16 protein-coding genes, 1 other RNA gene and 2 pseudogenes are annotated in these 25,121 nt (G+C 71.6%); 7 read left to right on the top strand and 12 right to left on the bottom strand.

Translation table 11 applies throughout. The features are described from left to right. The first annotated feature begins 60 nt into the window (after positions 1-60). The 3 genes from ssrA (at position 61) to QE359_RS15180 (ending at position 3,159) form a co-directional block, all read left to right on the top strand. Positions 61-438, top strand: a transfer-messenger RNA (tmRNA) gene (gene ssrA / locus QE359_RS15190). A 156-nt stretch (positions 439-594) separates the two neighbouring features. Further along, a complete protein-coding gene (locus QE359_RS15185) occupies positions 595-1,368 on the top strand; it encodes a hypothetical protein (protein ID WP_309779819.1) in 774 nt (257 codons plus the stop codon). A 126-nt stretch (positions 1,369-1,494) separates the two neighbouring features. Next, positions 1,495-3,159 (top strand): APC family permease, encoded by a 1,665-nt coding sequence (locus QE359_RS15180; protein WP_070416379.1) that lies wholly within the window; start codon positions 1,495-1,497, stop codon positions 3,157-3,159. Between the two features lie 25 nt (positions 3,160-3,184). On the opposite strand, the gene QE359_RS15175 is transcribed toward QE359_RS15180, so the two are convergent. The 11 genes from QE359_RS15175 to aroA all read right to left on the bottom strand — a co-directional run bounded on the left by QE359_RS15175 (position 3,185) and on the right by aroA (position 17,818). Then, positions 3,185-4,489, bottom strand: a complete 1,305-nt coding sequence (locus QE359_RS15175; protein WP_309779818.1) for an LLM class flavin-dependent oxidoreductase — start codon at positions 4,487-4,489, stop codon at positions 3,185-3,187. Positions 4,490-4,492: 3 nt separating this feature from the next. Next, positions 4,493-5,902, bottom strand: coding sequence for a PLP-dependent transferase (locus tag QE359_RS15170; RefSeq protein WP_309779817.1), 1,410 nt, complete (start codon positions 5,900-5,902; stop codon positions 4,493-4,495). 208 nt (positions 5,903-6,110) lie between these two features. Next, positions 6,111-6,644 carry an NUDIX domain-containing protein gene (locus tag QE359_RS15165; protein WP_309779816.1) on the bottom strand — a complete coding sequence of 178 codons (534 nt, stop codon included), beginning with the start codon at positions 6,642-6,644 and terminating at the stop codon, positions 6,111-6,113. 209 nt (positions 6,645-6,853) lie between these two features. Next, positions 6,854-7,567 carry a M50 family metallopeptidase gene (locus QE359_RS15160; RefSeq protein WP_071302148.1) on the bottom strand — a complete coding sequence of 238 codons (714 nt, stop codon included), beginning with the start codon at positions 7,565-7,567 and terminating at the stop codon, positions 6,854-6,856. After that, positions 7,564-7,698, bottom strand: coding sequence for a hypothetical protein (locus tag QE359_RS15155; protein WP_302847773.1), 135 nt, complete (start codon positions 7,696-7,698; stop codon positions 7,564-7,566). Before QE359_RS15155 ends, QE359_RS15160 begins: the two co-directional genes overlap by 4 nt. A 29-nt stretch (positions 7,699-7,727) precedes the next feature. After that, a complete protein-coding gene (glmS, locus tag QE359_RS15150) occupies positions 7,728-9,542 on the bottom strand; it encodes a glutamine--fructose-6-phosphate transaminase (isomerizing) (protein ID WP_309779815.1) in 1,815 nt (604 codons plus the stop codon). A gap of 417 nt (positions 9,543-9,959) precedes the next feature. Beyond that, positions 9,960-12,656 carry a LuxR C-terminal-related transcriptional regulator gene (locus QE359_RS15145; RefSeq protein WP_309779814.1) on the bottom strand — a complete coding sequence of 899 codons (2,697 nt, stop codon included), beginning with the start codon at positions 12,654-12,656 and terminating at the stop codon, positions 9,960-9,962. A gap of 663 nt (positions 12,657-13,319) precedes the next feature. Further along, complete coding sequence (locus tag QE359_RS15140; RefSeq protein WP_083294964.1) at positions 13,320-14,102, bottom strand: inositol monophosphatase family protein; 783 nt, start codon at positions 14,100-14,102, stop codon at positions 13,320-13,322. A 20-nt stretch (positions 14,103-14,122) separates the two neighbouring features. Then, positions 14,123-15,235, bottom strand: coding sequence for a hypothetical protein (locus QE359_RS15135; protein WP_309779813.1), 1,113 nt, complete (start codon positions 15,233-15,235; stop codon positions 14,123-14,125). Between the two features lie 170 nt (positions 15,236-15,405). Beyond that, a complete protein-coding gene (gene rsgA / locus QE359_RS15130) occupies positions 15,406-16,452 on the bottom strand; it encodes a ribosome small subunit-dependent GTPase A (protein ID WP_070416372.1) in 1,047 nt (348 codons plus the stop codon). A gap of 4 nt (positions 16,453-16,456) precedes the next feature. Further along, on the bottom strand, positions 16,457-17,818 hold the full coding sequence (aroA, locus tag QE359_RS15125; protein ID WP_309779812.1) for a 3-phosphoshikimate 1-carboxyvinyltransferase: 1,362 nt from the start codon (positions 17,816-17,818) through the stop codon (positions 16,457-16,459). A 126-nt stretch (positions 17,819-17,944) separates the two neighbouring features. Between aroA and QE359_RS15120 the strand changes: the two genes are divergently transcribed. The 3 genes from QE359_RS15120 to QE359_RS15110 are packed head-to-tail and all read left to right on the top strand — an operon-like array spanning position 17,945 to position 19,498. Then, positions 17,945-18,766 (top strand): sigma-70 family RNA polymerase sigma factor, encoded by an 822-nt coding sequence (locus QE359_RS15120; RefSeq protein WP_309779811.1) that lies wholly within the window; start codon positions 17,945-17,947, stop codon positions 18,764-18,766. Continuing rightward, a complete protein-coding gene (locus tag QE359_RS15115) occupies positions 18,763-19,005 on the top strand; it encodes a zf-HC2 domain-containing protein (RefSeq protein WP_070416370.1) in 243 nt (80 codons plus the stop codon). The genes QE359_RS15120 and QE359_RS15115 overlap by 4 nt, the downstream gene beginning before the upstream one ends. Before the next feature lie 52 nt (positions 19,006-19,057). Beyond that, positions 19,058-19,498 carry a GNAT family N-acetyltransferase gene (locus QE359_RS15110; RefSeq protein ID WP_309779810.1) on the top strand — a complete coding sequence of 147 codons (441 nt, stop codon included), beginning with the start codon at positions 19,058-19,060 and terminating at the stop codon, positions 19,496-19,498. Positions 19,499-19,517: 19 nt separating this feature from the next. On the opposite strand, the pseudogene QE359_RS15105 reads toward QE359_RS15110, so the two are convergent. After that, positions 19,518-23,268: pseudogene (locus QE359_RS15105) on the bottom strand (multifunctional oxoglutarate decarboxylase/oxoglutarate dehydrogenase thiamine pyrophosphate-binding subunit/dihydrolipoyllysine-residue succinyltransferase subunit). A gap of 212 nt (positions 23,269-23,480) precedes the next feature. Here QE359_RS15105 and QE359_RS15100 point away from each other — a divergent pair. Further along, positions 23,481-24,921 (top strand): annotated as a pseudogene (locus QE359_RS15100) (GuaB1 family IMP dehydrogenase-related protein). The last annotated feature ends 200 nt before the right edge of the window (positions 24,922-25,121 follow it).

Genomic DNA, 25,121 nt, shown 5'->3' with positions numbered 1-25,121 from the left:
CTCCGATCGGAGCATTGGCAACTCAACAGCGTGACAGCGGTTCGCACGTCCGGCCCGCATGGGGATGATCGGTTTCGACATTGCCTGTGTGCCGACGGGAAGCGGGCCGAGGACCCACGGTCATCTCGTCAACGATCCGTGGAAAACAACAAGTGCCAATTCCAAGCGCACTGACTTCGCTCTCGCTGCGTAAGCAGCCCAGCACATGAAGTCCGTCGGCCAGGTGATCGTCTTCTAACCTGAGTTCCGGCGTCATCCAGAGGACTTGCTGCACGGTTGCGCCTCAGGGCCGTGCGGGACTTGCACTGAGACTGGGCCCGTCGTCCTAGAAGCCGGTAGCAAAGGACGGGGCCGAGCAGAACGAACCATCCGGATACGCCCGTAGAAGACGTCGAATTGCAGCGATGGACGGGGGTTCGATTCCCCCCATCTCCACCATTCGTCGGACGCCGCACCGCTGTCACGCACTGCCACACCGAACGCCCCGACACCGTCCCCGGACGATGCCGGGGCGTTCGCTGTCCCGCCACCTCCGAGGACTACGATCCGCAGCAGGCGCGGGAACACGCCCGTGCCCACGAACGGGAGGTCCACGTGGTGCAGGAGATCGCGATCCGAGTCCGTCTGCGCGAGCAGGAGCGAGTGGTGCTCGCCGACTACGAGCGGGCGGTGGGCTCGGTCGCGACCGTCGCTGCGCTGGCCGCGTGGCTGCCGACGCCGGACGCCCGGTTGGTCATCCGCGGGCGTGGGGCCGAGCCGGTCCGCCTCGAGACGGTGACGTACGGCGCGGTGATCGAGATGCTCGTCGTGCTCGACCAGCGATCCGCAGCCGTCGAGCGTGGGGCGGCCGCGATCGCCGCGCTCATCGAGTCCGTGCGGCACGAGCACGTCGAGGACGACGTCTCCGGTGTGGCCGGTGAGCTCGACCGCCTCGACCGTTCGGCGCCGCGGGGCCGTTCGGTGGTCGAACGGTCGCTCCGTGCCTTCCTCGAGGGTGCCCGCGCCGACGTGCTCGCCCGGAAGACGACGACCCGCGTCCGGGCAGCCCAGGCGCTCGTCCGGCTCGCCGAGGACGGTGCGTCGATCGTCGTCGAGCGGGTGGAGGACGCGCTCGCGCCGACGCTCGAGGAGCACGAGGTCGACGTCCTCGCCGACACGGGGAGCGCGGTGGTGGTCGAGCCCGTCGACGGGGTCGAGTCGCCCGAGCCCGAGCCCGAGCCGGACAAGAAGGGCAAGCAGAAGTCCGACAAGAAGAAGTCCGGCAAGAAGCAGGACGCGAAGAAGAAGCACGACAAGAAGTCGGACAAGAAGCAGGACGAGAAGAAGAAGTCGGACAAGAAGAGCAAGAAGAAGCCCGAGAAGAAGTAGCCTGAGGGCTTGTACAGCACGTTTGTTTCCATTGTGTTAAACAATCCGACCAAAGTGCTGTCACGGTGCCAGAGTCGATGAGCGCAGCCCCCGTCCGAGGGGCGGCGCTCATCGACAGGAGCAACAGTGGCTACAACGACACAGGCGCTGCCGGACTCCGGCCTCAAGCGCAACGTCGGCTTCATCGGGCTCATCTGGGCCTCGACGGGGTCGATCATCGGCTCCGGCTGGCTCTTCGGTTCGCAGGAGGCCCTGAAGACCGCCGGGCCCGCCGCGATCATCTCGTGGCTCATCGGAGGGGTGGCGATCCTCGTCCTCGCACTCGTGCACGCCGAGCTCGGCGGCATGTTCCCGATCGCGGGTGGAACAGCGCGGTTCCCCCACATCGCCTTCGGCGGCATCGCCGGCGCCTCCTTCGGGTGGTTCTCGTGGCTGCAGTCCGTGACGGTCGCCCCGATCGAGGTCGAGGCGATGATCAAGTACGCACAGCACTGGCAGTTCGCCCACCCGTGGCTGCACACCGTGGTCATCGAGGGGGAGACCCAGCAGCTGCTGACCGGCGCCGGGATCGCGGTCGCGATCGTCCTGATGGCCGTCGTCACGGTGATCAACATGCTCAGCGTGAAGATCCTCGCGAACACGAACTCCGCGGCGACCTGGTGGAAGGTCGCCATCCCCCTGCTGGTCATCATCGTCCTGGCGTTCAGCGGGTTCCACGGCTCGAACTTCACGGCGGCGGACGGCTTCATGCCCGAGGGTGCGAAGGGCATCCTCGCCGCGGTGTCGACGTCGGGCATCATCTTCGCGTTCCTCGGCTTCGAGCAGGCGGACCAGCTCGCCGGCGAGGCCAAGAACCCGAAGCGGGACATCCCGCGCGCCGTCATCGGCTCGGTGCTCATCGGCCTCGTGATCTACCTGCTGCTCCAGATCGTGTTCCTCGGCGTCCTGCGTTCCGACGCGATCCAGGGCTCGTGGGCGACCGCGGACTTCACGAAGTACACCGGACCGTTCGCCGACATCGCGATGGCGGCCGGCATCACCTGGCTCGCCGTGGTCATCTTCATCGATGCGATCATCTCGCCCGCCGGCACCGGCCTCATCTACGTGACGGCCACGAGCCGCATCTCGTACGGGCTCAGCCGCAACGGGTACTTCCCGAAGGCCTTCGAGTGGACGACGAAGCAGGGCGTGCCCTGGGTCGGCCTCATCGTGGCGTTCGTCGTCGGGTGCGCGTGCTTCGCGCCGTTCCCATCGTGGCAGGGGCTGGTCAGCCTCATCACGAGTGCGTCCGTCCTGATGTACGCGGGTGCACCGTTGGCCCTCGGCGCGTTCCGGAAGCGGATCCCCGAGGTCGAGCGCCCCTACCGGATGCCGGCCGCGACGCTGCTCTCACCGATCGCGTTCGTCGTCGCGAACCTCATCATCCTCTGGACCGGGTGGGACACCGACTGGAAGCTCGGGGTCGCGATCCTCATCGGTGCCGTGGTGATCATCCTGAACAACGTGTTCCGCGGCGCCTCGAGCGTCCGCCCGCGCTGGGACTGGAAGGCGGCCCAGTGGCTGCTGCCGTACCTGATCGGCATGGGGCTCATCGTGTTCCTCAGCGACTTCGGCCCGCTGACGCACCCGGTGTTCCCGCTGTGGATCGACATCGTCGTGGTGGCGGTGTTCTCCCTGGTGATCTACTACTGGGCGATCAACTCGGCGTCCGACCGCGACGAGATCCTCCGCACCGCCGAGGACGTCCGAGACGTCGAGGAGAGCGGCGTCGTGGAGCCCGTCCACCACTAGGACCCGCGCCACTGGGCGCGCGGTCTCAGAAGTCGAACAGGTTCTGCCGGATGCCTCCGGCGCCGTACTCCCGTCGCAGGAGCCCACGGCGCCGGAGCACCGGCACGAGGTCGCCGAGCATCCGGTAGACCTGCGCCGGGTGCAGGTCGCCCGAGAAGATGATGCCGTCGTTGTCGGCGTCCGCGCCGAGCTCCTCGATGAAGTCCGCGAACTCGTCGGCGGTCCCGACGAAGCCCTCGCGCGAGGACACCCGACCCTTCCGGGCCTTGCGCTCCAGGAGCGTGCGCAGCGGTGCGTCGGGGGTGTCGCCGACGAGGCCGCGGATGGTGCCGGCCGAGACGTGGTCGCCGAACGTCCCCGCCGGGATCGGCGCGTCGAGGTCGAGCGCGAGCAGGTCCGTCTCGGAGTCGCTCGACCACGCGATCGCCGCGGTGCGGAGGTCGTCGTCGGACGGGTGCCGGGAGGCGTCGACGACGCGGTCCGCCTCGGCCGCCGACGACACGATCTCGGGCTTGAGGACGAACAGGATCCGCAGGGCGTCGGCAGTGCGTCCGGCGTCGGCCGCGGCGGAGAGCACCCGCGCGCGGTAGTCCCGCACGGCTGCCGCGGACAGCGGTGCGAGCGCGAGCTGCACGTCCGAGTGCGTGCCGGCGAACCCGAGCCCGCGGCCGGAGCCACCGGGGGAGACCACGATCGGGTCGGAGTCGAGCGGGAGGGCGTTGAGCGGGCCGTCCGCGGTGAAGTAGGCGCCCTCGTGGTGGAACGCGTCGAGGGCGTCGCCGTCGGCGAAGTGCCAGTCGGAGCGGTCCCCGACGTACCCGGAACCCCACGAGTGCCAGAGCCGCCGCACGAGCTGCAACCACTCCTCGGCGCGGTCGTACGCCGCGTCGTGCGGGAGCGGAGCGAGCCCGGCGTGCCGAGCGCTCCCGGTGTCCGTCACGACGTTGACGCCGAAGCGGTCGCCGGAGAGGTGCGCGAGCGTCGCGAACTGCAGAGCGGCGAGGTACGGCGGAGTGAACCCGGCGTTCACGGTCGGGGCGATGCCGATGTGCGAGGTCGCGGCGAACAGGTACGGCGCGAGCAGGAGCGGGTCGTGCTTCGGGCCGCCGTACGCCTGCCGGATCCGCAGGTCGAGCGTCGACGGGTTGCCGAGCGAGATCGCGTCCTCGGCGATGACGAGGTCCATGCCGGCCTGCTCGAGGGCGCGGACGGACTGCTGGTACAGGTCGGGCTTCGTCCAGTCGTGCCCCCAGTCCCAGTCGGACCGGCCCCACGCCTGCGGGCCGAACCCGCGCGAGAAGAAGTACCCGAAGTGCTGCAGTCCGGCCATTGCCTAGAGTTCCTCCGCGATGACGTGGTTGCCGGGAACGGCGTGTTCGAGGGAGGCGAGCTCCGAGTCGGAGCCGACCCGCGCCTCCTGGCCGACAGCGCCGACAGCGCCCGCCCCCGCGCCGCGCAACGCGGCGAACCCGCGCGACAGGTCGCGGACCAGGTCCGCGACGTCCTCGATGCCGACCGACAGGCGGATGAGGCCGTCGTCGATGCCCTGGTCGGCCCGTTCCTGGGGCGTCTTGCCGGCGTGCGTCGTGGTGGCGGGGTGCAGGATCAGCGAGCGGACGTCACCGAGGTGGGTCATCCGGCTGAACAGCTGGACGCTGTCGATGAAGGTCCGCGCGGCGGCTTCGCCGCCGTCCAGCGTGAACGCGAAGACGGACCCGGCACCGCGCGGCAGGTAGCGCTGGGCGAGGTCGTGGAACGGACTGGAGGCGAGACCCGCGTAGTCGACGCTCGTCACCTCCGGCTGCTGCTCCAGGAAGGACGCGACGGCCAGCGCGTTCGCGCTGTGGCGTTCCACGCGCAGCGACAGCGTCTCGATGCCCTGGCGGAGCAGGAAGGAGTTGAAGGGGGAGGGCGTCGGGCCGATGCGCGAGGCGACGACGTCGCGTGCGAAGACGACGAACGCGCGGCTGCCGTAGCGCTCGACGTAGCTCTCGCCGCCGAGCGACCGTTCCGGGCTGGTCAGGTGCACCCAGCGGTCCGGAGTCGCCGACCAGTCGAAGGTGCCGCCGTCGACGACCACGCCGCCGAGCCCGGCACCGTGGCCGGAGAGGAACTTCGACGCCGAGTGGACGACGATGTCGGCACCGTGGTCGACCGGGCGCACGAGGTACGGCGTCGCGAGGGTGTTGTCGACGATGAGCGGCACACCCGCACGGTGCGCGGTGTCGGCGACGCCGGTGATGTCGAGGACGTCGTTCTTCGGGTTCGGGATCGTCTCGGCGAAGAACGCCTTCGTGTTCGGTCGGACGAGTCGCGCCCACTCGTCGAGGTCGCGCTGGTCCGCGACGAAGTCGACCTCGATCCCGAGGCGTCCGAGGTTCTGCACGAGCAGGCCCTTGGTGCCCTCGTAGATGCTGCGCGCCGCGACGACGTGGTCCCCGGCCTGCAGGATGCCGAGGAACGCGACGGTGGCGGCGGCCTGCCCACTGCCCACCAGGATCGCCTCGACGCCGCGCTCGAGCAGCGCGACCCGGCGCTCGACGTCGGCGTTCGTGGGGTTGCCGAGCCGCGTGTAGGTGTAGCCGTCGTCGGTCCCGGCGAAGCGGTCGCGGGCCTGGTCGAAGTCGTCGAACAGGAAGCCCGAGGACATGTGGATCGCGGGGACCCTCGCACCGTGGCCCTGGTCGGGCTGGAACCCGCCGTGCACCTGCTCGGTCGCGAAACCGTGCGCCTCGTCCGTCACGGGACACCTCCTGCCGTCGTCGTGCCGGTACTCTCGCAGGCTTCTCCCCACGGTTCCCGTTTGCGGCGTTCCGTTACGGCGGGCGGCGGGCGCGTTCGCGCGGCGATCGCGACACTGCACCCGTCGATCGACGCGTGTCACGTCGGAAGGTGCGCACGCACCGGACTGGAGGCGCGGGTCGGCGCCGACCCGCGCCTCCAGTCCGGTGTCAGTCGCGGTGCGCGACCGTGGCGACCACCGCGGCCAGGCGTGCGGGCAGCCCGGGCGCGAGGCCCTCGGGCAGTGCGTCGAGGGCGAACCACCGGACGTCGTCGCTCTCGTCGCTGACGGTGGTCGTCCGAGCGGGATCGACCACGGCGACGAAGCCGACGTCCCAGTGCGCGGCGCAGGCGAAGCCCCCGTGCAGGTCGTGCCGGTCGAGGTCGGCCACGGAGGCGTCGAGCAGGTCGAGGTCGGCGATGCCGGACTCCTCGCGGGCCTCGCGACGGGCGGCATCGGCGAGGTCGCGGTCGCCCGGTTCGAGGTGTCCACCGAACTGCGCCCAGAACCGGCCCTTGCGGTGCAGGCACAGCAGCACGCTCCCGAGGTCGGGCGAGAACACGAAACACGACGCGGTGAGGTGCTCCGGGCCGCCGTCGCGTCGGAGTGCCGCGTCGCCGTTGGCCCGCACGAACGCGAGGAAGCGGTCGCGGTGCGGAGCGGTCGTCGCGGCGAGGGCGGTGGTCACGTCGTCGAGGTGCACCGTGCCATCGTCGCATCGGTCGTTGCGCGCGCGGGGTTGCGACGACGTCGATGTCGTACGACAGCGGGCTCGTCGTTGCCGCGCGTGCGCAACTGTTGCGCGCGCGGGGGTGCGACGACGTCGATGTCGTACGACGGCGACGATGTCGTTCCGAGTCGGCCACGGCCCACGGCCCACGGCCCACGGCCCGCCGCCCGCCGCCGCACGCGTCAGAACAGCGCGCGGACCCCGTCTGAGACGGTCGCCCACACCTCGAGCAGCGGACCGCGCGCGAGCCACACCGCGGCGGCGTTCACGGCGACGAACAGCACGAACCACACCGTCGCCGGCACCCGCATCTCGGCCGCGGCGATGTGGAAGTCGGTCTGCACACGGGCCCCGGTCGCGAGCCACCGGGCGACCTGCACCACCGAGCGCAGCCCGTCCACGACGAAGAACGCACCGACCGCGGCGACCACGAGCACGGTCGTCTCGGACGGGCGCAGGGCGACCCAGAGCGCGAGCGCGTCGAAGCCGAGGACCACGAGGATCCCGAACCAGTTCCGCACGAACGCGAGCGCGACGAGCCCGACGACGCCGAGGACCACGACGGGCACCCACCTCGACCCGTGCAGCACCCCGGTCACGAGCAGCACGCCGGCCCAGAGCGGCGCGCTGTAGCCGGCGTAGAGGTTGACGATCCGCACGAGCCACCGGATCGCGCCGGGGACGCGACCGAGCTGGACCCAGGCCTCGCCCGAGCCGTCCGGGTGCAGCTCGATGCGCTGGATGCGTCCGCCGAACGGCACGACGACGACGGCGTGCCCGACCTCGTGCGCGATCGTCGCGGCGATGCGCGCCACCCGGCCGACGAACGGCACGAACGGCAGGACCGCGCCCACGAGGAGCGCGACGACGACGAGGGGCGGGGCTGCGGTGGTCAAGGGACCAGGATCGCAGCACCGCCCGTGACGAACCCGGCAAGACCCTGGGGGAGCAACGACGGCACCAGCGTCGCGGCGATCACGATGACCGTCGCGACGATGGCGAGCGCCGTGAGGACGGCGAGGAACACCGTCAGGCGGTTGAAACGCGTGTGCCTGGCTATTCGACCGTCACCGACTTGGCGAGGTTCCTCGGCTTGTCCACGTCGCACCCCAGCTGGAGCGCGAGCTCGCGGGCGAGCATCTGCAGCGGGACGACGGCCTCGAGCGGACCCCACGGTGCGGTCGCGCGACCCCAGGCGAGGTCGCCGACGATGCGCCGGCCGAGTGCGGGGATGTCCGACCCCTCGCCGCCGATCGTGATGACGAACCCGCCGCGGGCACGGACCTCGGCGATGTTCGCCTGCAGTCGGTGGTCGCCGTGGTCGATGACGACGACCGGGGTCCCCTCGTCGACGAGGGCGAGCGGGCCGTGCTTCAGCTCGCCGGCCGGGTAGGCCTCGGCCCAGCGGTAGCTGAGCTCCTTGAGCTTGAGCGCGCCCTCGGCCGCGTAGGGCAGCCCGGCGCCGCGGCCGAGGAAGAGGAAGCCGGTTGCGTCCTTGACGCTCGAGACGAGCAGCGGGATGCGGTCGGCGGCGATCGCGGCGGCGTGGTCGATGCGGGCGGGGAGGTCGGAGAGCTCGCCGACGAGCGCGGCCGCGCGTTCGCCGTCGATCCGACCCGAGGCGACGAGCGCGGAGATCACCGCGGCGACGCCGACGACGACCTGCGCGGTGAACGTCTTCGTCGCGGCGACACCGATCTCCGGGCCGGCGTGGCAGTCGAGCACGGCGTCCGCCCGTCGGGCCAGGGAGGAGTGCACGTTGTTCGTGAGCGCGAGCACCGGGTGCCGGTCCTCGAAGCGGTCGAGCGCGCGGAGGACGTCGGCGGTCTCGCCGGACTGGCTGATGGCGACCACGAGCGTGCCCGGGCCGAGCACCGCCTGGTCGGCCTCGCTCGCGACGACGATGTCCGTCGGCACGCCGCCGATCCCGCGCAGCGCGGTGGCGATCACCTGCCCGGCGTTGAGCGAGGTGCCGCACGCGACGATCGCCAGTCGGTGGAACCCGGGGAGCCCCAGGCCGACCCACATGCTGCCGTCCGCGGCCCGGCGGGCGACCCGGTCGAGGATCGAGGCGACGACCTCCGGCTGCTCCTCGATCTCCTTCGCCATGTGGTCCGGGTGGTCGCCGAGGTCGAGCGCGGTCGCGGCGAACGGGGACGGCGTCGGGAAGGGCACGGGGACCGTGACGCCGGAGGACGACCACGTCCAGGCCTCGCCGAGTTCGACGACGTCGCCGTCGCGGAGCGCCACGAAGGTCTCGCACCACTCGGCGATCGCCCCGATGTCGCTCGCCACGAAGTCGCCGCGGGCGGACCGTGCGACGACGAGGGGGGAGCGCTCGGCGGCGACGACCATGCGGCCGTCCCGGGCGTCGAGCACCACGATCGCCCACGAGCCCTCGAGCTGCGCGGTCGCGATCTGCACCGCGAGCATGAGGTCCGGGTCCACCGCGAGCGCCCGCTCGACGAGGTGCGCGATGACCTCGGAGTCGACGTCCGACGAGAACACGTGGCCCTGGCGCTCGAGCGTCGCACGGAGCCGGTCGGCGTTCTCGACGATGCCGTTGTGCACGATGCTGATCCGGCCTGAGCAGTCGGCGTGCGGGTGCGCGTTCGACTCCCGCACGACGCCGTGCGTCGCCCACCGGGTGTGCCCGATGCCGACCCCCGTCAGCGCGTCGCCGGAGCGTGCGGCGACGAGCGTGCGCAGGTCACCGACACGGGACACGGACCGGATGGTCTCGGTGCCGCCGTGGGCGGTCCGGACGGCGATGCCCGCCGAGTCGTACCCGCGGTACTCGAGTCGTTCGAGTCCGTCGAGCAGGTAGGGGGACGCGTCGTCGGTGACGCGGGCCGCGATGATGCCGCACATCTGGTTTCCCTTCGGGTGGGAGGAGCAGCTCGGGTGGGGGAGGGAGGAGCCTTGCGGCACCGACCGCCGTCGGGTCTGCCGTGCGTCCGGTCCGCCAGCCCGGGCCGCCGCCCGTCCTCGGATCAGGCGAGGACGGACGACGGCGTTCGTGGGCCGACGGTTCGGGTACCGGACGGGGTACCACGGGCGGGCTCCCTGAGGAGCACGGCGGTCGGTGCACGAGAAGCATCACCCGCCGGTCGGTGACACGGCAACGGTCGTCGCCCGCTCTTGCGGTTCACCGCGAGCGGTCCCCCGTTCGGAGGACAGGGCGTGCGGAGTCCCGCAACCCGCATCCACGGCCCGCACCGACGACGAACGGGAGGCGCGGTGCCAGCTGGCACCGCGCCTCCCGTCCGGTGGTGGGTCGCGTCTCGACTACGTGAGCAGCGCGACCAGGTGCGAACGCGAGCGCGCTCCCACCTTGCGGTAGATCTGCGTCAGCCGCAGCTCCACCGTCCGCTGCGACATGAAGAGCGACGAGGCGATCTCGCGGTTGCGGTACCCCTCCGTCACCTTCTGCACGACGGCGCGCTCCTCCGCGGTGAGCGAGGTGAGCACCGCCGAGGCGTCCGGCGCGCTGCGCGGCGTCCCGGGCATCTGCGCGGACAGCACCGGCCCGGACCGGAGCGACGTCGGCGAGCCGAAGACCGGCATCGCGACCGTCGCGGCCGGGGTGGCCAGCGGACGCCGGAGCCCCGCCGCCTCGTACGCCGCCGCAGCGGCCGCACCGAGACGCGGACGCTCCGCCGGGGTCCCCACGGCGGCGAGCGCCGCGAAGGTCCGAGCACGTTCGAACTGCGAGTCGTGCGGCTGGAACAGCTCCAGTGCACGGCGACGCGCGGTGTCACGGGTGGTGTCGTCCGCGACCAGCGCGAGGCTCCGCGCCAGGACGAGGGCGCCCCAGCGCGACGGGCGGGCGTGGTGGTCCGCCGCCAACCGTGCGGCGATCGCCCGGGCGTCGTCGATCCGGTCGAGTCGCGTGTACGCCTCCACCAGGTCGCCGAGGTGCCGGAGCAGCGCCGGGTTCCGCAGGGAACGACCGATCGCGTCCGCCGCCTCGAGCGATGCCGCCGCCTCGTCGAGCCGACCGTCGAGCAGCAGCACCCGGCCGCGGAGGGCGTGCAGCTTGGCGGTCGCACCCCACAGTCGGTTCGTGGAGCGCTGCGCGAGGCACCGGTCGATGACCTCGAGCGCCTCGGGGGAGCGCCCCTCGGCGAAGTGCCGCCAGGCCAGGGCGATGGCACGGGACGGCTCGCGGAGCCGTTCGACCACCGACGACCCGGCTTCCCACACGTCGATCGCGCGGAGCGCCTGCCGGAAGTTCCCGGAGCGCACCTCGTTCTCGGCGGACAGGTAGCGCGCGGCCTCGGTCCAGACCGGCATGGCCTGCTGTCCCCGTGCGAGGACGAGGGCGAACACGCGGCGTGCGCTCCGGTACCGCTCGGCGATGCTCAACGCGTGGGCGAGCAGCAGCAGCGCCGGGTCGGACATGCCGACCAGCGTCGCGGTGGACAGCCCGTCGTGCAGGGCCGTGTCGGCCGGGAGGGTCCCGTCGACCGCGGCGATGAGCTCGTGCACGGTCCCGGTGATCTCCAGGGTGTGCGCGGACGCGGACCCCTTGAGCGGCTCGGCCCGGGCGAGGAGGTCCCTGGCGTGGTCGAGCTCCCAGGCCTCGGCCCGGAAGGAGGCGACCATCGCGAGGAGTCCGCTGAGCGCGTCCGCCTCGGCGGCGTTCTCGGGGTCGACCGGCACGAGGAGCTCGTCCGCGTGCACGGCGTCGCCGCTGAGGTACTGCACCGAGTACGACAGCCGGAGCCGCCGGGTCTCGTCCGCGGTCGCTCGGAACGGCCGGATCGCGGCGAGGTACCGCGCGGCGAAGCCGAGCAGCCGGTTCGCGAGCAGGGCCTCGGCGACACCGAGGAGCGCCGCGTGCTCGTCCTCGTGCCCGGAACCGATGTGCAGGGCGCGTTCGGTGAGCACGACCGCGGCCTGGGCGTTGCCGTCCACGACGTACGAGCGGGCTGCACGGAGCAGTGCGACCACGTCCGGGACGTCATCGACGAAGCTGCGGTGCCACGCGGCCGCACGCGGGTCGGACTCGGCGCTCGCCGCGGCGAGTTCCGTGTGCGCGGCCCGACGGTCCCGTGCCGGCATCCGCCAGTACAGCGCGGAACGGACCAGGGGATCGCGGACCGAGACGGTCTGCCCCTTGACGGTCGTGAGTCCGGCGTGTGCCAGGTCGTCGAGCTCGTCGCGGTCCCAACCGGTGGTCTTCGCCACGGGGACGAGGGCCAACCGCGCCAGGACGTCCAGATCGCGTCCTGCTGCGGAACCGAGCACCAGGGCCGCGATGGCCTCGGTGGTCGGGGTCGGTCGGAGCGGCAGCACGAGCGGCTCGGAGCCGTTCAGCTGCTCGCGACTGAGCACGGCGAGCTGCTCGCGCAGTGCGCCGGGGTTGCCACCGGTCTCCTCGGCGAGGACGGCGAGGACACCCTCGTTCGCGTCTTCCGGAGCCATGTCACGGGCGAGCACGAGTGCTTCGTCCGAGGGCAGCGGTTCGATCCGGAGCGTCGGCAGGGCCGCGAGCGGTCCGGCCGGCGGCACGGTGCGGACCGTGGCGACGACGCGCAGTGCCGTACCGGCGAGCCGCGACGCGAGGAACGCGATGAGCTCCTGGCTCTCCACGTCCATGCGGTCGAGGTCGTCGATCAGCACGAGCGTCGGCGGCAGGGTGAGGGCGTGCACGGCGTCGAGGAAGTCGTGCGCTGCCGCCAGCCCCGGCGTCTGCCGGTCGACGGGTGCGCTCCCCTGGAGGAGGTGCGCGATGTGGGCCGTCGCACGGGGATCGTCGAGTGCGGTGAAGAGCGAGGTCACGCCGGCCAGGGGCCAGTGGGACTCACTCCCGTTCACTCCGACGCGTACGACGGGGAGGGAGACGCGGTTGGACACCGCGTCGAGGACGCTGCTGCGTCCGGAACCAGGGTCGCCGACGACGACCATCGCGGACTCACGAGGGAGTACAGCGAGGGTCGCGATCCGGTCGACCTCGAGACGGCGACCGGTGAGTGCCATGACTCACCGGCCTCCGGGCCCGGAAGCGGATGCAACGGAGGAGAGGGACCGGTCGGAGGCACGGCGGGTGACCGCGCGCAGAGCCGGACGTGGGGCACGCAGGGAAGAACGCGTGCCGGAGCAGTCGGAAACGGAATGCGGATGACGAGTGAGGGTGCACTCGGTTCCGCTCGGGAACGATGAAGTCATCGTCTGTATCACCCCTCGGGTTAGGGTCTTCGGACGAAGCACGACCGGTCTGGCATCCCGTTCGGAGCTAGGGACTCCGAAGCGGCACCTGACCTGTCGCCTGAAAGCAAGATAACTCAGGTTCTGGCTCGGATGGCCGGTCTCCGCAATCCGATGTCCACCCGCGGTGTCCCCAGTCCGGGGGGCCACGTGCCCCCCTCGGGGGGCGTTCCCGGATCGGCTCCGGCGATCCGCGGTACGAAACCGGGGTACAGCCGGTGTCCGCCGCAGGGCCGACCCGCGGGGTGGTCGTCGGTCGAGCGTTCGTGCCGACTCGGAACGACAACGCCGATGTCGTACGACGTCGATGATGTCGCTCCCGCGCGGCCGCAACGGTTGCGCGCGCGGGACTGCGACGAGGCCGCTGTCGTACGACGTCGACGATGTCGCACCGCGGCGCGTGCAACAGTTGCACGCGCCGGGCGTTCGGGGCCGTCAGCGGCGGATGACCTCGACCACGGCGTCGTGCACGAGTCCGTTCGTCGCGAGGGCGCTGCCGTGCCAGGGACCGGGATCGCCGTCGAGCGAGGTGAACCGGCCACCGGCCTCCTCGACGATCGGCACGAGCGCCGCCATGTCCCACGGCTTGAGGTCGGGTTCGCCGGCAACGTCGAGGACGCCCTCGGCCACGAGCATGTACGACCACATGTCGCCGTAGGCCCGGGTGCGCCAGACCCGACGGGAGAGCGTCACGAGGGCGTCCAGGCGGTCGTCGTCGTCCCACTGCTGGATGCTGTTGTAGCTCAGGCTGGCCTCGGCCAGGGAGTCGACGCCGGAGACGTGCAGTGGTCCGTCGAAGGAGTGCGCGCCGAGCCCCTCGGCCGCCCACCAGCGCTTGCCGAGGGCGGGGGCGCTCACGACGCCGAGGACCGGGCGCCCGTCCACCGCGAGCGCGATGAGGGTGGCCCAGACCGGGACGCCGCGGAGGTAGTTCGCGGTGCCGTCGATGGGGTCGACCACCCACTGGCGGTGGCCCTCGCTGACGGCCTCGGCGCCGGTGTCGGCGGTGGTCTCCTCGCCGAGGAAGGCGTCGTCGGGACGCTCGGCACCGAGCCGCTCGCGGAGCGCTCGTTCGACCGCCTGGTCGGCGTCGGTGACGTGCGTGCTGTCGGCCTTCTTCGACACGTGCAGGTCGGCGGCGCGGAACCGCTCGAGGCTGATCGCGTCGGCGGTGTCGGCGAGGGAGCGGGCGAAGTCCAGGTCGGCGCTGAGGTCCACGGTCGCCAGCGTAGCGGGGGCTACGCCGCCACGACCTCTTCCTCCTCGAGGGCGGTGACCTCGCGCGCACGGGCGATGCGGGCCCGGCGGGCGACGAGACCGTGCACGACGACGCAGAGCAGCACGGCTGCGGCGAGCCAGAGTGCCAGCACGAGCGACGACCGACCGAGCGAGGCGCCCGGGAAGTACTGCAGGTCCTGCGCTGCCTGCAGCCAGGCGGCGCCGCTCCAGAACGTGTTGAGACCGGCGAAGAACCCCGGCTGGAACGCCGGCTGGAAGATGCCGCCGGACGACGTGAAGTTGAGCATCACGAACAACATCGTGAGGATCGGCGTCGTCCACCGGCCGAGCAGCGGGTGGAGGCCGACCCCGAGCGCGACGATGATCGCGTCGTACATCCAGGCGAACAGGAAGATCTCCCACCGGTTCGTCGTGATGGTGCCGTACAGCGGACCGGCGATGAGGATGCCGATGCCCGCGACCACTCCGGCCGTCGCGAGGCCGGTGACGGCGGTCCACAGCGGTCGCAGCCGGGTGGCGAAGGCGGCCACCGCGATCGCGGACGCGTAGCCGCCGACGCTCAGGGCGACGAGCAGGAAGAACAGGCCCTGTCCGGTGGTGTCCTCGTCGCCGGAGGGCACGACGTCCTGCACCGTGAAGGGCAGGTGCGACCGGTAGGCGATCGGCATGAAGATCTTCTGGGCCGCGCTCGCGGTGGTCTCCGACGCCGCGGTCGAGACGTAGAGCGTCGCGCCGGTCGCGGTCGGTGCGTAGACGGCGGCGAGGTCGCGGTCACGGACCTGGCGCTCGGCCTCGGCGGTGGAGGACACGACGTGGGTGACGAGGGCGCCGTCCGACTCGTCCGTGACGGTCTGTGCGAACACCTGGGTCGCCGCACCCTGTCCGACGATGCCGACCGGGAGGTCGTGCGGCGTCGGGGCGTGGAAGGCGCCGAGGTAGGCGAGACCCATGCCGATCGCGAGGAAGAGGGGCACGAGGATGTGCGAGCCGAAGCTCAGCAGGGTGCGGCCGAGTCCCTGAGGACGGAGCGTCGACGGGCCGTTCGGCTGACGCGGGGCCCTGGAGGCCCGAGGGGCGGCGTGCGAGTGGGTGTGGGGGGAGGTGGTGTGCACGTGCGACGTCGTTGTCGTCATGGGGGAGGACGGGGCGTCGACGGCGGGGGTCGGCGCAAAGTTGTACTTTGCAACTTCAGACACGAAGGGCAACTGTACAACGTCGGTGCACACCTGTCGACCCGGGTGCTGCGCGAGGCGCGAGGCGCGAGGCACGCCGGCGCCCCGCGCTACTCAGTGCCCGGGTCCTCGGCACCCATGCCGGTCAGCAGCGCGCGGAACGAGTCGAGCCGCTCGACCCCGGTCGACCCGAGCTCGCCCGCCTGCACCCGGTCGACGATCTCCCAGTCGTGCGCCTGGGAGAGGGGGATCCCGTCCGCCGGCTCGCGGACGGGCACGGCGTGCGAGGCGAAGGCACGGAACACGTTCGCGGGGTCGACGTGTCCGAGCCCGAACGACCGGACACCCGGGGTGTCGATGATCCACCCGCCGTCCCGCACCTGCAGCGCGATCGACGACGACGAGGTGTGCCGTCCCCGACCGGTCACCGAGTTGACGACCCCGGTGGCCCGGGAGGACCCGGTCAGCGCGTTCACGAGCGTCGACTTCCCGACGCCCGAGTGCCCGACGGTCACGGTCACCTTGTCGTCGAGGACCTCGTGCAGGGCGTCGAACGGCACGTCGTCCGAGCGGCTCGTCACGATGCGCAGGTCGAGGCACGCGAAGTGCGCGAGGAACTCGGTGGGATCGGCGAGGTCGGTCTTCGTGATGCAGAGGATCGGGTCGAGGCCGGCGTCGAACGCCGCCACGAGGTACCGGTCGATCAGTCGGGTGCGCGGCTCGGGGTCGGCGGCGGCCACGACGATGAGCATCTGGTCGGCGTTCGCCACGATGACGCGCTCGACCTCGTCGGTGTCGTCGGCGCTCCGGCGCAGCAGCGTGGTGCGCTCGGCGACCTTCACGATGCGCGCGAGGGAGCCCGGTTCGCCGGAGACGTCGCCGGCGAGGTGGACCGTGTCGCCGGTGACGACGGACTTCTTCCCCAGCTCGCGGGCCTTCGTGGCCGTGATGACCCGGTCCCCGACGAGCACGCCGAAGCGCCCGCGGTCGACGTTCGTCACCCACCCGGTGGGGGCGTCCTCGTACGTCGGACGGACCTTCGTGCGGGGGCGGTTGCCCTTCGGGTTGGGTCGGACCCGGACGCTCGACTCGTCGTACTGCCCGTACGGCTCGTCCGCGTCGGAGTCGTCACCGTCGACGTCGTCCCACCAGCTCATCGCGTCAGACCCCCGCGTCGCCGGTCGCGACCAGGGCCGCCCACAGCTCGGGGAACTGCGGCAGCGTCTTCGCGGTCGAGCCGATGTCGTCGACGGCGACGCCGTCGACGACGAGGCCCACGACCGCGCCGGCCGTCGCCATCCGGTGGTCGTCGTACGCGGCCCAGTCGCCGCCGTGGAGCGCGGCAGGCTCGATGCGCAGGCCGTCGTCGAGTTCGTGCACCGCGCCTCCCGAACGGTTGACGTCCGACGCGAGCGCGGCGAGACGGTCCGTCTCGTGCCCACGCAGGTGGCCGATCCCGGTGATCTCGGACGGGCCGTCGGCCAGGGCCGCCAACGCGACCAGGGCAGGCGCGAGTTCGCCGCCGCGGCTGAGGTCGAGTTCGAGACCCGGGAGGGAGGCGCCACCCCGGACCCCGACGCCGCCGTCGAAGACGAGGTCGTCGCCGTCCCGCGTGACGGTCGCGCCCCACAGGGGGAGGAGCCGCTCGAGGTCGGCACCGACCTGGGTCGTCGCCGTCGGCCAGGTGCGGATGCGGACGGTGCCGCCGGCGACGAGCGCCGCCACGGCGAACGGCGCGGCGTTCGACAGGTCGGGTTCGATGGTGACGTCGCGGGCAGCGATGGGACCGGGGTGCACGACCCACTCGCCGACCGCGGGCTCGTCGACCCGGACACCGCGGGCACGGAGGGCGGCGACGGTCATCTCGATGTGCGGCATGCTCGGCAGGCGCTCGCCGATGTGCGTGAGGTGCAGGCCCTCGTCGAAGCGCGGGGCGGAGAGCAGGAGCCCGGAGACGAACTGCGACGAGGCCGAGGCGTCGATCGAGAGCGATCCGCCGCGGACCGAGCCGGTGCCGGTGAAGGAGAACGGCATCGCGCCGCCGCCGTCGTCGGTGACGTCCACGCCGAGGTCGACGAGCGCCTGGATGACGGCGTGCATCGGCCGCTTGCGCGCGTACGGGTCGCCGTCGATCGTGACCGGCCCGACCGCGAGGGCGGCGAGGGGCGGCAGGAAGCGCATCACGGTGCCGGCGAGCCCGCAGTCCACCCGCACGTCGCCGTGCATCGGCGCCGGTGTGATGCGGAGGTCGGGGCCGTAGGGGTTCGGGGTCGCACCGGGCGCCGGCGCGACCTCGTCGATCCCGACGCCGAGCTGCCGGAGCGCCTCGACCATGAGCGCCGAGTCGCGCGAGTGCAGCGGCAGCCGGATGGTCGACGGACCGTCGGCGAGGGCAGCGAGCACGAGTTCGCGGTTGGTGAGCGACTTCGACCCGGGCAGCGACACGTCACCGTGCAGCGGACCCCGCGCGAGCGGGGCGATCCAGGGCTCGGTCCGGGACTGGGAATGCGTCGTGACTGCCATCGGTTCACAAGGGTACTGAACGCACCGGGAGGATCAGTGGCGACAGCGACACTCGCACGACCGCGGACGACTCTGCCCGCCGTGCCGACGACGCTCGGGAGCACCGTCGGCCTAGACTCGACGGCGATGACGACCGACGAACCGCACGCAGCACCGCACGACCTGGTCGAGGAGACCGAGGCGCAGCTCGACGCGGTGTCCGAAGAAGCAGCACTGCGCGAGGACGAGGCCAGCGACCGAGAGGACGAGGCCAGCGACGACGAGGCCACCGCGGTCGACGTCGTCGACGCGAAGACCGTCTCCGAGGCCGAGCTCCGTTCCCTCTTCGAGGACCAGGCACTGCCCTTCATGGACCAGCTCTACGGTGCCGCGATGCGGATGACCCGCAACCCGGCCGACGCGTCCGACCTCGTGCAGGAGACCTTCGTCAAGGCCTTCGCCGCGTTCCGCCAGTTCAAGCAGGGCACGAACCTCAAGGCCTGGCTGTACCGCATCCTCACGAACACGTTCATCAACACGTACCGCAAGAACCAGCGCAACCCGTACCAGGGCACGATTGACGAGCTCGAGGACTGGCAGCTCGGTGGCGCGGAGAGCGTGACGCAGTCGATCTCGGCGCGCTCCGCCGAGGCCGACGCCATCGACCACCTGCCGTCCTCCGCCGTGAAGGACGCGCTGCAGGCCATCCCGGAGGACTTCCGGATGGCCGTCTACTTCGCCGATGTCGAGGGGTTCTCCTACCAGGAGATCGCCGACATCATGAAGACCCCCGTGGGGACGGTCATGAGCCGCCTCCACCGTGGCCGCCGGCTCCTCCGCGGGCTCCTGGCCGACCACGCACGTGAGACCGGCATCGTCCCGGACGCAGCGTCGACGGCGACGATGCGCGGACGAGGCCGGAAGGTTGCCGCGGCGTCGAGCCGCGTCGAAGGGAAGGAAGCACGATGAGCGGCTGCGACTGCTCGAAGGCGAAGGCCGAGCTCGAGGAGTTCCTGCACGGGGAGCTCTGCCGCGAGGACGCGGCGGACATCCGTGAGCACATGGACGACTGCGAGGACTGCACGACCGAGCACCGCGTCGGCGTCGTCCTCATCGAGACGGTCCGTCGCGCGTGCAAGGAGACGGCACCCGAGGAACTCCGCACCGAGATCCTCGCCCGCATCCGCCTGGAGCAGGCCACCCACTGAACGTCCTGGCAGCCGTCGTCACACGCACGGCGCTGTCGGTAGTGTCGCGGGCATGACCCTCTCCGTCGAGTCGATCACCACCTGGTCCGACACGGACGTCGCCGACGTCGCCGCCCTCGTCCGACTGCTCGGCCACGAGGTCGACGACGCCGCCATGCGCGCCCGCCTCGAGCGGCTCACGCCCGAGGCCGGCCACCGGACGTGGGTGGTGCGGGACGACGACGGTCGTGCGATCGCGGTCGCCGGCGCGCAGGTCACGTGGGCGTACGCGAGCGACGAGCCGACGGCGCAGCTGCTGCTGATGGTGGTCGACGATTCGGCCAGGAGGCTCGGCACCGGTTCGGCGCTCATCGGCACGTTCGAAGCATGGGCGGTCGAGCAGGGTGCGCGTCGCCTCAGCGCCGTCAGCGCTGCGGCCACGGACAGCGCGCACCGGTTCTACCAGAAGCGCGGGTACCACGACGCCGGGGTGCGCTACACGAAGATCGCGTAGCGCACCCCGGCGTCGGGGGTCAGCCCAGCGCTCGCGTGATGACGTCGGTCGCTTCCTGTGCGGAGCGCTTCGAGGACCCCGTGGCCGGCGCGGCACTCGCAGGACGCGCGGCGACCGACAGCGGCCGACCGTCGAGGTGCGGCGACAGGTTCATGCACACGAACGGCCAGGCGCCCTGGTTCTCCGGCTCTTCCTGCGCCCACACGACGTCGGCGCCCGGGTAGCCCGCGAGCACCTGGAGGATCTGCTCGAGGGGGAGCGGGGCGAGCTGCTCGAGCCGGACGAGGGCGACGTCGGTGGCGCCGCGCTTGTCGAGCTCGGCGCGCAGGTCGTGGTGCACCTTGCCGGAGTGCAGGACCACCCGGCGCACCGCCGACTTGTCGGTCACGCGGTCGTCGTCGAGGACCTCCGAGAAGGTGCCGCTCGTGAACGCATCGACGGGGCTCGTCGCCTGGCGGAGACGCAGCATCGCCTTCGGGGAGAACACGATGAGCGGCTTCTGCGGCCGCTCCCACGCCTGGCGTCGCAGCAGGTGGAAGTACGACGCCGGGGTCGACGGCCGGGCCACCACCATGTTGTCCTCGGCGCAGAGCTGCAGGTACCGCTCGATGCGCGCCGACGAGTGGTCCGGTCCCTGACCCTCGTAGCCGTGGGGGAGCAGGAGCACGAGGCCCGAGCGCTGTCCCCACTTCTGCTCGGCGGAGGAGATGAACTCGTCGATGACGGTCTGGGCGCCGTTCGCGAAGTCGCCGAACTGCGCCTCCCACAGGACGAGGGCCTCGGGACGCTCGACCGAGTAGCCGTACTCGAACGCCATCGCCGCGTACTCGCTGAGCAGCGAGTCGTAGATGTACAGGCGGGCCTGGTCCTCGGTGAGGTTCGCGAGCGGCAGCCACTCCTGGCCGTTCACCCGGTCGTGGAAGACGGCCTGGCGCTGCACGAACGTGCCACGTCGGGCGTCCTGCCCGGCGAGTCGGACGGGCTTGCCCTCGACGAGGATCGACCCGATGGCCATGAGCTCCGCCATCGCCCAGTCGACGCCGCCGTTGCGGGTCATGTCGGTGCGCTTGGACAGGAGCTGCTGGAGCTTCGGGTGGACCTGGAAGCCGGCGGGCGGGTTGCTGTGCGCGTCGCCGATCGCCCGGACGAGTTCCTCGGACACCGCGGTCTCGTGCACCTCGACCTCGGAGTCGTCGCGCTGCGCCGCCGGTCGTTCGAGGCCCTGCACCGCGCCGTCGTCGTCGACCGTGATGACCGGGATCGTGCCGGTCTGCGCCTCGTGCGTCTCGGCGAAGGCGCGTTCCAGGCGGTCCTGGAAGTCGCGGTGCGCCTCGTCGTACTCCTCCTGCGTGATGTCGCCGCGGCCGACGAGGGCCTCGGTGTAGAGGGTGCGGACGGAGCGCTTCGCCTCGATGAGGTTGTACATGAGCGGCTGCGTCATCGACGGGTCGTCGCCCTCGTTGTGTCCGCGGCGGCGGTAGCAGATGAGGTCGATGACGACGTCGCGGTGGAACTCCTGCCGGTAGGCGAAGGCGAGCTCGGCGACGCGGGCGACGGCCTCGGGGTCGTCCCCGTTCACGTGGAAGATCGGCGCCTGGATCGTCTTCGCGACGTCGGTGGAGTACACCGAGCTGCGGGCCGACTCCGGCGGGGTGGTGAACCCGACCTGGTTGTTGATCACGAGGTGCACGGTGCCGCCGGTGCGGTAGCCGCGCAGCTGCGACATCTGCAGGGTCTCGACCACGACGCCCTGCCCGGCCATCGCGGCGTCGCCGTGGACCAGCACGGGCAGGACGCCGAACGTGCCGGGGGCCTGCCGGTCCTGCTTCGCGCGGACGATGCCCTCGAGCACGCCGTCGACGGCCTCGAGGTGGGACGGGTTCGCGGCGATCGTCACCGGGATGGCGGTGCCGTCGCTGGCGCGGAACACGCCCTCGGTGCCGACGTGGTACTTCACGTCGCCCGAACCCTGGCCGGAGACGGCGCCGGGGAGCGACGACCCCTCGAACTCGCGGAAGATCTGGCCGTAGGTCTTGCCGGCGATGTTCGTCAGCACGTTGAGTCGGCCGCGGTGGGCCATGCCGATCGCGACTTCTTCGAGGCCGGCGGTCGCCGCGCGCTGGATGAGCGAGTCGAGGAACGCGATGGTGGACTCGCCGCCCTCAAGCGAGAAGCGCTTCTGGCCGACGTACTTCGTCTGCAGGAAGGTCTCGAACGCCTCGGCCTCGTTGAGCTTGCCGAGGACCCGGAGCTGGTCGTCCTTCGACGGCTTCGAGTACGGGACCTCGATGTGGGCCTGCACCCAGCGACGCTGTTCCGGGTCCTGGATGTGCATGTACTCGATGCCCACCGTGCGGCAGTAGGCGTCGCGGAGGATCCCGAGCACGTCGCGCAGCGGGGCGTTCGTCGTGCCGGCGAGGCCGCCGGTGACGAACTCGCGGTCGAGGTCCCAGAAGGTCAGCCCGTGGCTCTCGATCTCGAGGTCGGGGTGGGTGCGCTGCCGGTACTCGAGCGGGTCGATGTCCGCCATGAGGTGCCCGCGGACACGGAAGCTGTTGATGAGCTCCTGCACGCGTGCCGTCTTGTTCACCCGGTGCGCGAGGTCGACGTTGATGTCGTTCGCCCACTGGATCGGCTTGTACGGGATCCGGAGCGCCGCGAAGATGCCCTCGTAGAAGCCGTGCTCGCCGATGAGCCGCTCGTGCACCTTCTTGAGGTACTCGCCCGACCCGGCGCCCTGGATGACGCGGTGGTCGTAGGTGCTCGTGAGCGTGATGGTCTTGCCGATGCCGAGCTCGACGAGGGTCTTCGCCGCCGAGCCCTGGAACTGCGCCGGGTACTCGAGGGCACCGGCGCCGATGATGGCACCCTGCCCCTTCGTCAGGCGCGGCACCGAGTGGACCGTGCCGATGCCGCCCGGGTTCGTCAGCGAGATCGTCGTGCCCTGGAAGTCGGCCGGCGTGAGCTTGTTGTCACGGGCACGCTTGACGAGGTCCTCGTAGGCGGAGAGGAACTGGCCGAACGTGAGGGTCTCGGCGCGCTTGATGCTCGGGACGAGCAGGGAGCGCGAGCCGTCCTTCTTCGGGACGTCGATCGCGATGCCGAGGTTGACGTGCGCGGGGGCCACCACGAAGGGCTTGCCGTCGCGCTCCTCGTAGAAGACGTTCTGACTCGGGAAGTCCTTGAGTGCCTGCACCATCGCCCACCCGATGAGGTGCGTGAAGGAGATCTTGCCACCGCGGGCCCGACGCAGGTGGTTGTTCACGACGATGGCGGTTGTCGATCATCAGCTTCGCCGGGATCGTCCGCACGCTCGTCGCGGTCGGGACCGTGAGCGAGGCGTCCATGTTCGAGGCGAGCGTCTTCGCCATGCCCCGGAGCGGGGTCGCCACGTCCTCGTGGGTCTCCTCGTGGTCGTCGGCCTCGTCGTTGGCCTCGGCCGGGATCGGCTGCGGCGTGGGCTGGCGCGACGTGGTCTTCGCCTGGATCGGCCCGGACTTCGCCTCGCCGGGGGCGTCACCGGTCGCGGGCTGCTGGGTCGTGGACTGCTGCTGCTCCGAGGCGGCCGGAGCAGCAGGGGCGGAGGGGGACGGAGCCGGTGCGGACGCGTCGCCGCCCTGGGTGCGGTGGTAGCTCTCGAGGACCGGCCACCAGGACTTGTCGACGGACTCCTTGTCGGCGACGAACTGCTCGTAGAGCTCGTCGACGAGCCACTCGTTCGCCCCGAATTCGCCCGCGGTCTCGTCCGTTCCGGTCAGATGGCTCGACACAGCCGATCGCCCACTCTCCGTCGATAGATGCTCGTGTGTGTCGTGCGTGGCAACCCTGCCTCGCACAGGTCCCAAGCCTAGCCGCTCGCAGATGACCGTTCGGTGTCAGGCGGAGGTGGGTCGCGCCTCCCGACCGGGTGTCGCGCGTGTCGCACCGGAGGCGTGCCGAGCCGCCCAGACCGGCCACCCTGCGGAGCCGTACAGTGGGGCCCATGAGGTTCTACGAGACGCGGCCGACACACGACCTGACCTACTCCGACGTCTTCCTCGTCCCCACCCGGTCGGCGGTGACGAGCCGGTTCGACGTGGACCTCTCGGCGAACGACGGGTCCGGTGCGACCATCCCGATCGTCAGCGCCAACATGAACTCGGTCACCGGGCCGCGCCTCGCCGCGACGCTCGCCCGGCGCGGCGGCCTGGGCGTCCTGCCGCAGGACATGCACCTGCAGGACCTCGACGCCGCGATCCGCTGGGTCAAGGACCAGCCGGTCGACTTCGACACCGCCTACGACATGGGCGCGCACACCACGGTCGCCGAGGCCCTCGAGCAACTCCTGCCCGTCGCGGGACGGGGCGTGGTCGTCCGCGACGCCGCCGGCGAGTACCTCGGCTGCGTCCCCGCCGGGCGCCTCGGCGACGCGGGTCCCGACGCCACGCTCGGCGACCTGCTGCACGGCGCCTCCACCGCGATCGACGCCGAGGACGCCGGCACGCCCCGGCACGTGTACGACGTGCTGACCGCGGCCGAGGTCGACTTCGCGCCCGTCATGCGGCACGGCAAGGTCGTCGGCACGGTCAGCCAGACCAGCGCGATCCGCTCGGACATCTACCGGCCCGCCGTCGACGCGTCCGGACGCCTGCGGGTCGCCGCCGCGATCGGCATCAACGGCGACGTCGCCGCGAAGGCACAGGCCCTCGCGGCCGCCGGCGTCGACGTGCTCGTCCTCGACACCGCGCACGGCCACCAGGAGGGCATGCTCCGCGCCCTCCGCACCGTCGCCGCCCTCGGCCTCGACATCCCGCTCGTCGCGGGCAACGTCGTCACCGCCGACGCGGTCGCCCACCTCGTTGAGGCCGGCGCGAGCATCATCAAGGTCGGCGTCGGACCCGGCGCCATGTGCACCACGCGCATGATGACCGCCGTCGGCCGCCCGCAGTTCTCCGCCGTGCTCGAGACCGCCGCCGCGGCCCGGTCGCTCGGCGCGCACGTGTGGGCCGACGGCGGCGTCCGGTACCCGCGCGACGTGGCGCTCGCCCTCGCCGCCGGCGCGTCCGCCGTGATGATCGGCTCGTGGTTCGCGGGCACGCTCGAGGCGCCCGGAGTCCTCCGTCGCGACGCCGCGGGCAAGGCGTACAAGGAGAGCTGGGGCATGGCCAGTGCCAAGGCCGTCCGGGAGCGCTTCGAGCGCCTCGACCCCTACGAGCGGGCCCGCAAGGCGCTCTTCGCCGAGGGGATCTCGTCGTCGACCATCTACCTCGACCCGGAGCGGCCGAGCGTCGAGGGACCTGCTCGACATGATCACCACCGGCGTCCGCAGCTCGGCGACGTACGCGGGCGCGTCGTCCCTCGCGGAGTTCTCCGAGCGGGCTCTCGTCGGCATCCAGTCGGCCGCCGGCTACGAGGAGGGCAAGCCGCTCCCCGTCAGCTGGTAGCGCAGCGCCGCGGCGCGGGCGGCGCGGCGCCGCGCGCCGACGCGCCGCGCGCGGGGGCGGCGAGACTCGGCGCCGCGGACAGTTTCGTGGCACACAGGCCGCGAAACTGTCCGCCCAGCCGAGTCTCGGGTGGCGACCACGGACGGACGGGAGGCGCGGTGCCAGCTGGCACCGCGCCTCCCGTCTGCAGGTGCGCGCGT

This window comes from Curtobacterium sp. SORGH_AS_0776 (assembly GCF_031453355.1).
GTDB lineage: Bacteria > Actinomycetota > Actinomycetes > Actinomycetales > Microbacteriaceae > Curtobacterium.
The sequence above is the reverse complement of the archived record's forward strand: the minus strand, read 5'-3'. Positions and strand labels throughout refer to the sequence as shown.

Bases quoted from the DNA above. Each gene is read 5' to 3' on its own strand.
- glmS (WP_309779815.1), bottom strand. From the start codon at position 9,542: ATGTGCGGCATCATCGCGGCCCGCGTCACCGACGACGCGTCCCCCTAC.
- QE359_RS15110 (WP_309779810.1), top strand. From the start codon at position 19,058: ATGACCCTCTCCGTCGAGTCGATCACCACCTGGTCCGACACGGACGTC.
- QE359_RS15175 (WP_309779818.1), bottom strand. From the start codon at position 4,489: ATGGCCGGACTGCAGCACTTCGGGTACTTCTTCTCGCGCGGGTTCGGC.
- aroA (WP_309779812.1), bottom strand. From the start codon at position 17,818: ATGGCAGTCACGACGCATTCCCAGTCCCGGACCGAGCCCTGGATCGCC.
- QE359_RS15120 (WP_309779811.1), top strand. From the start codon at position 17,945: ATGACGACCGACGAACCGCACGCAGCACCGCACGACCTGGTCGAGGAG.
- QE359_RS15145 (WP_309779814.1), bottom strand. From the start codon at position 12,656: ATGGCACTCACCGGTCGCCGTCTCGAGGTCGACCGGATCGCGACCCTC.
- rsgA (WP_070416372.1), bottom strand. From the start codon at position 16,452: ATGAGCTGGTGGGACGACGTCGACGGTGACGACTCCGACGCGGACGAG.
- QE359_RS15115 (WP_070416370.1), top strand. From the start codon at position 18,763: ATGAGCGGCTGCGACTGCTCGAAGGCGAAGGCCGAGCTCGAGGAGTTC.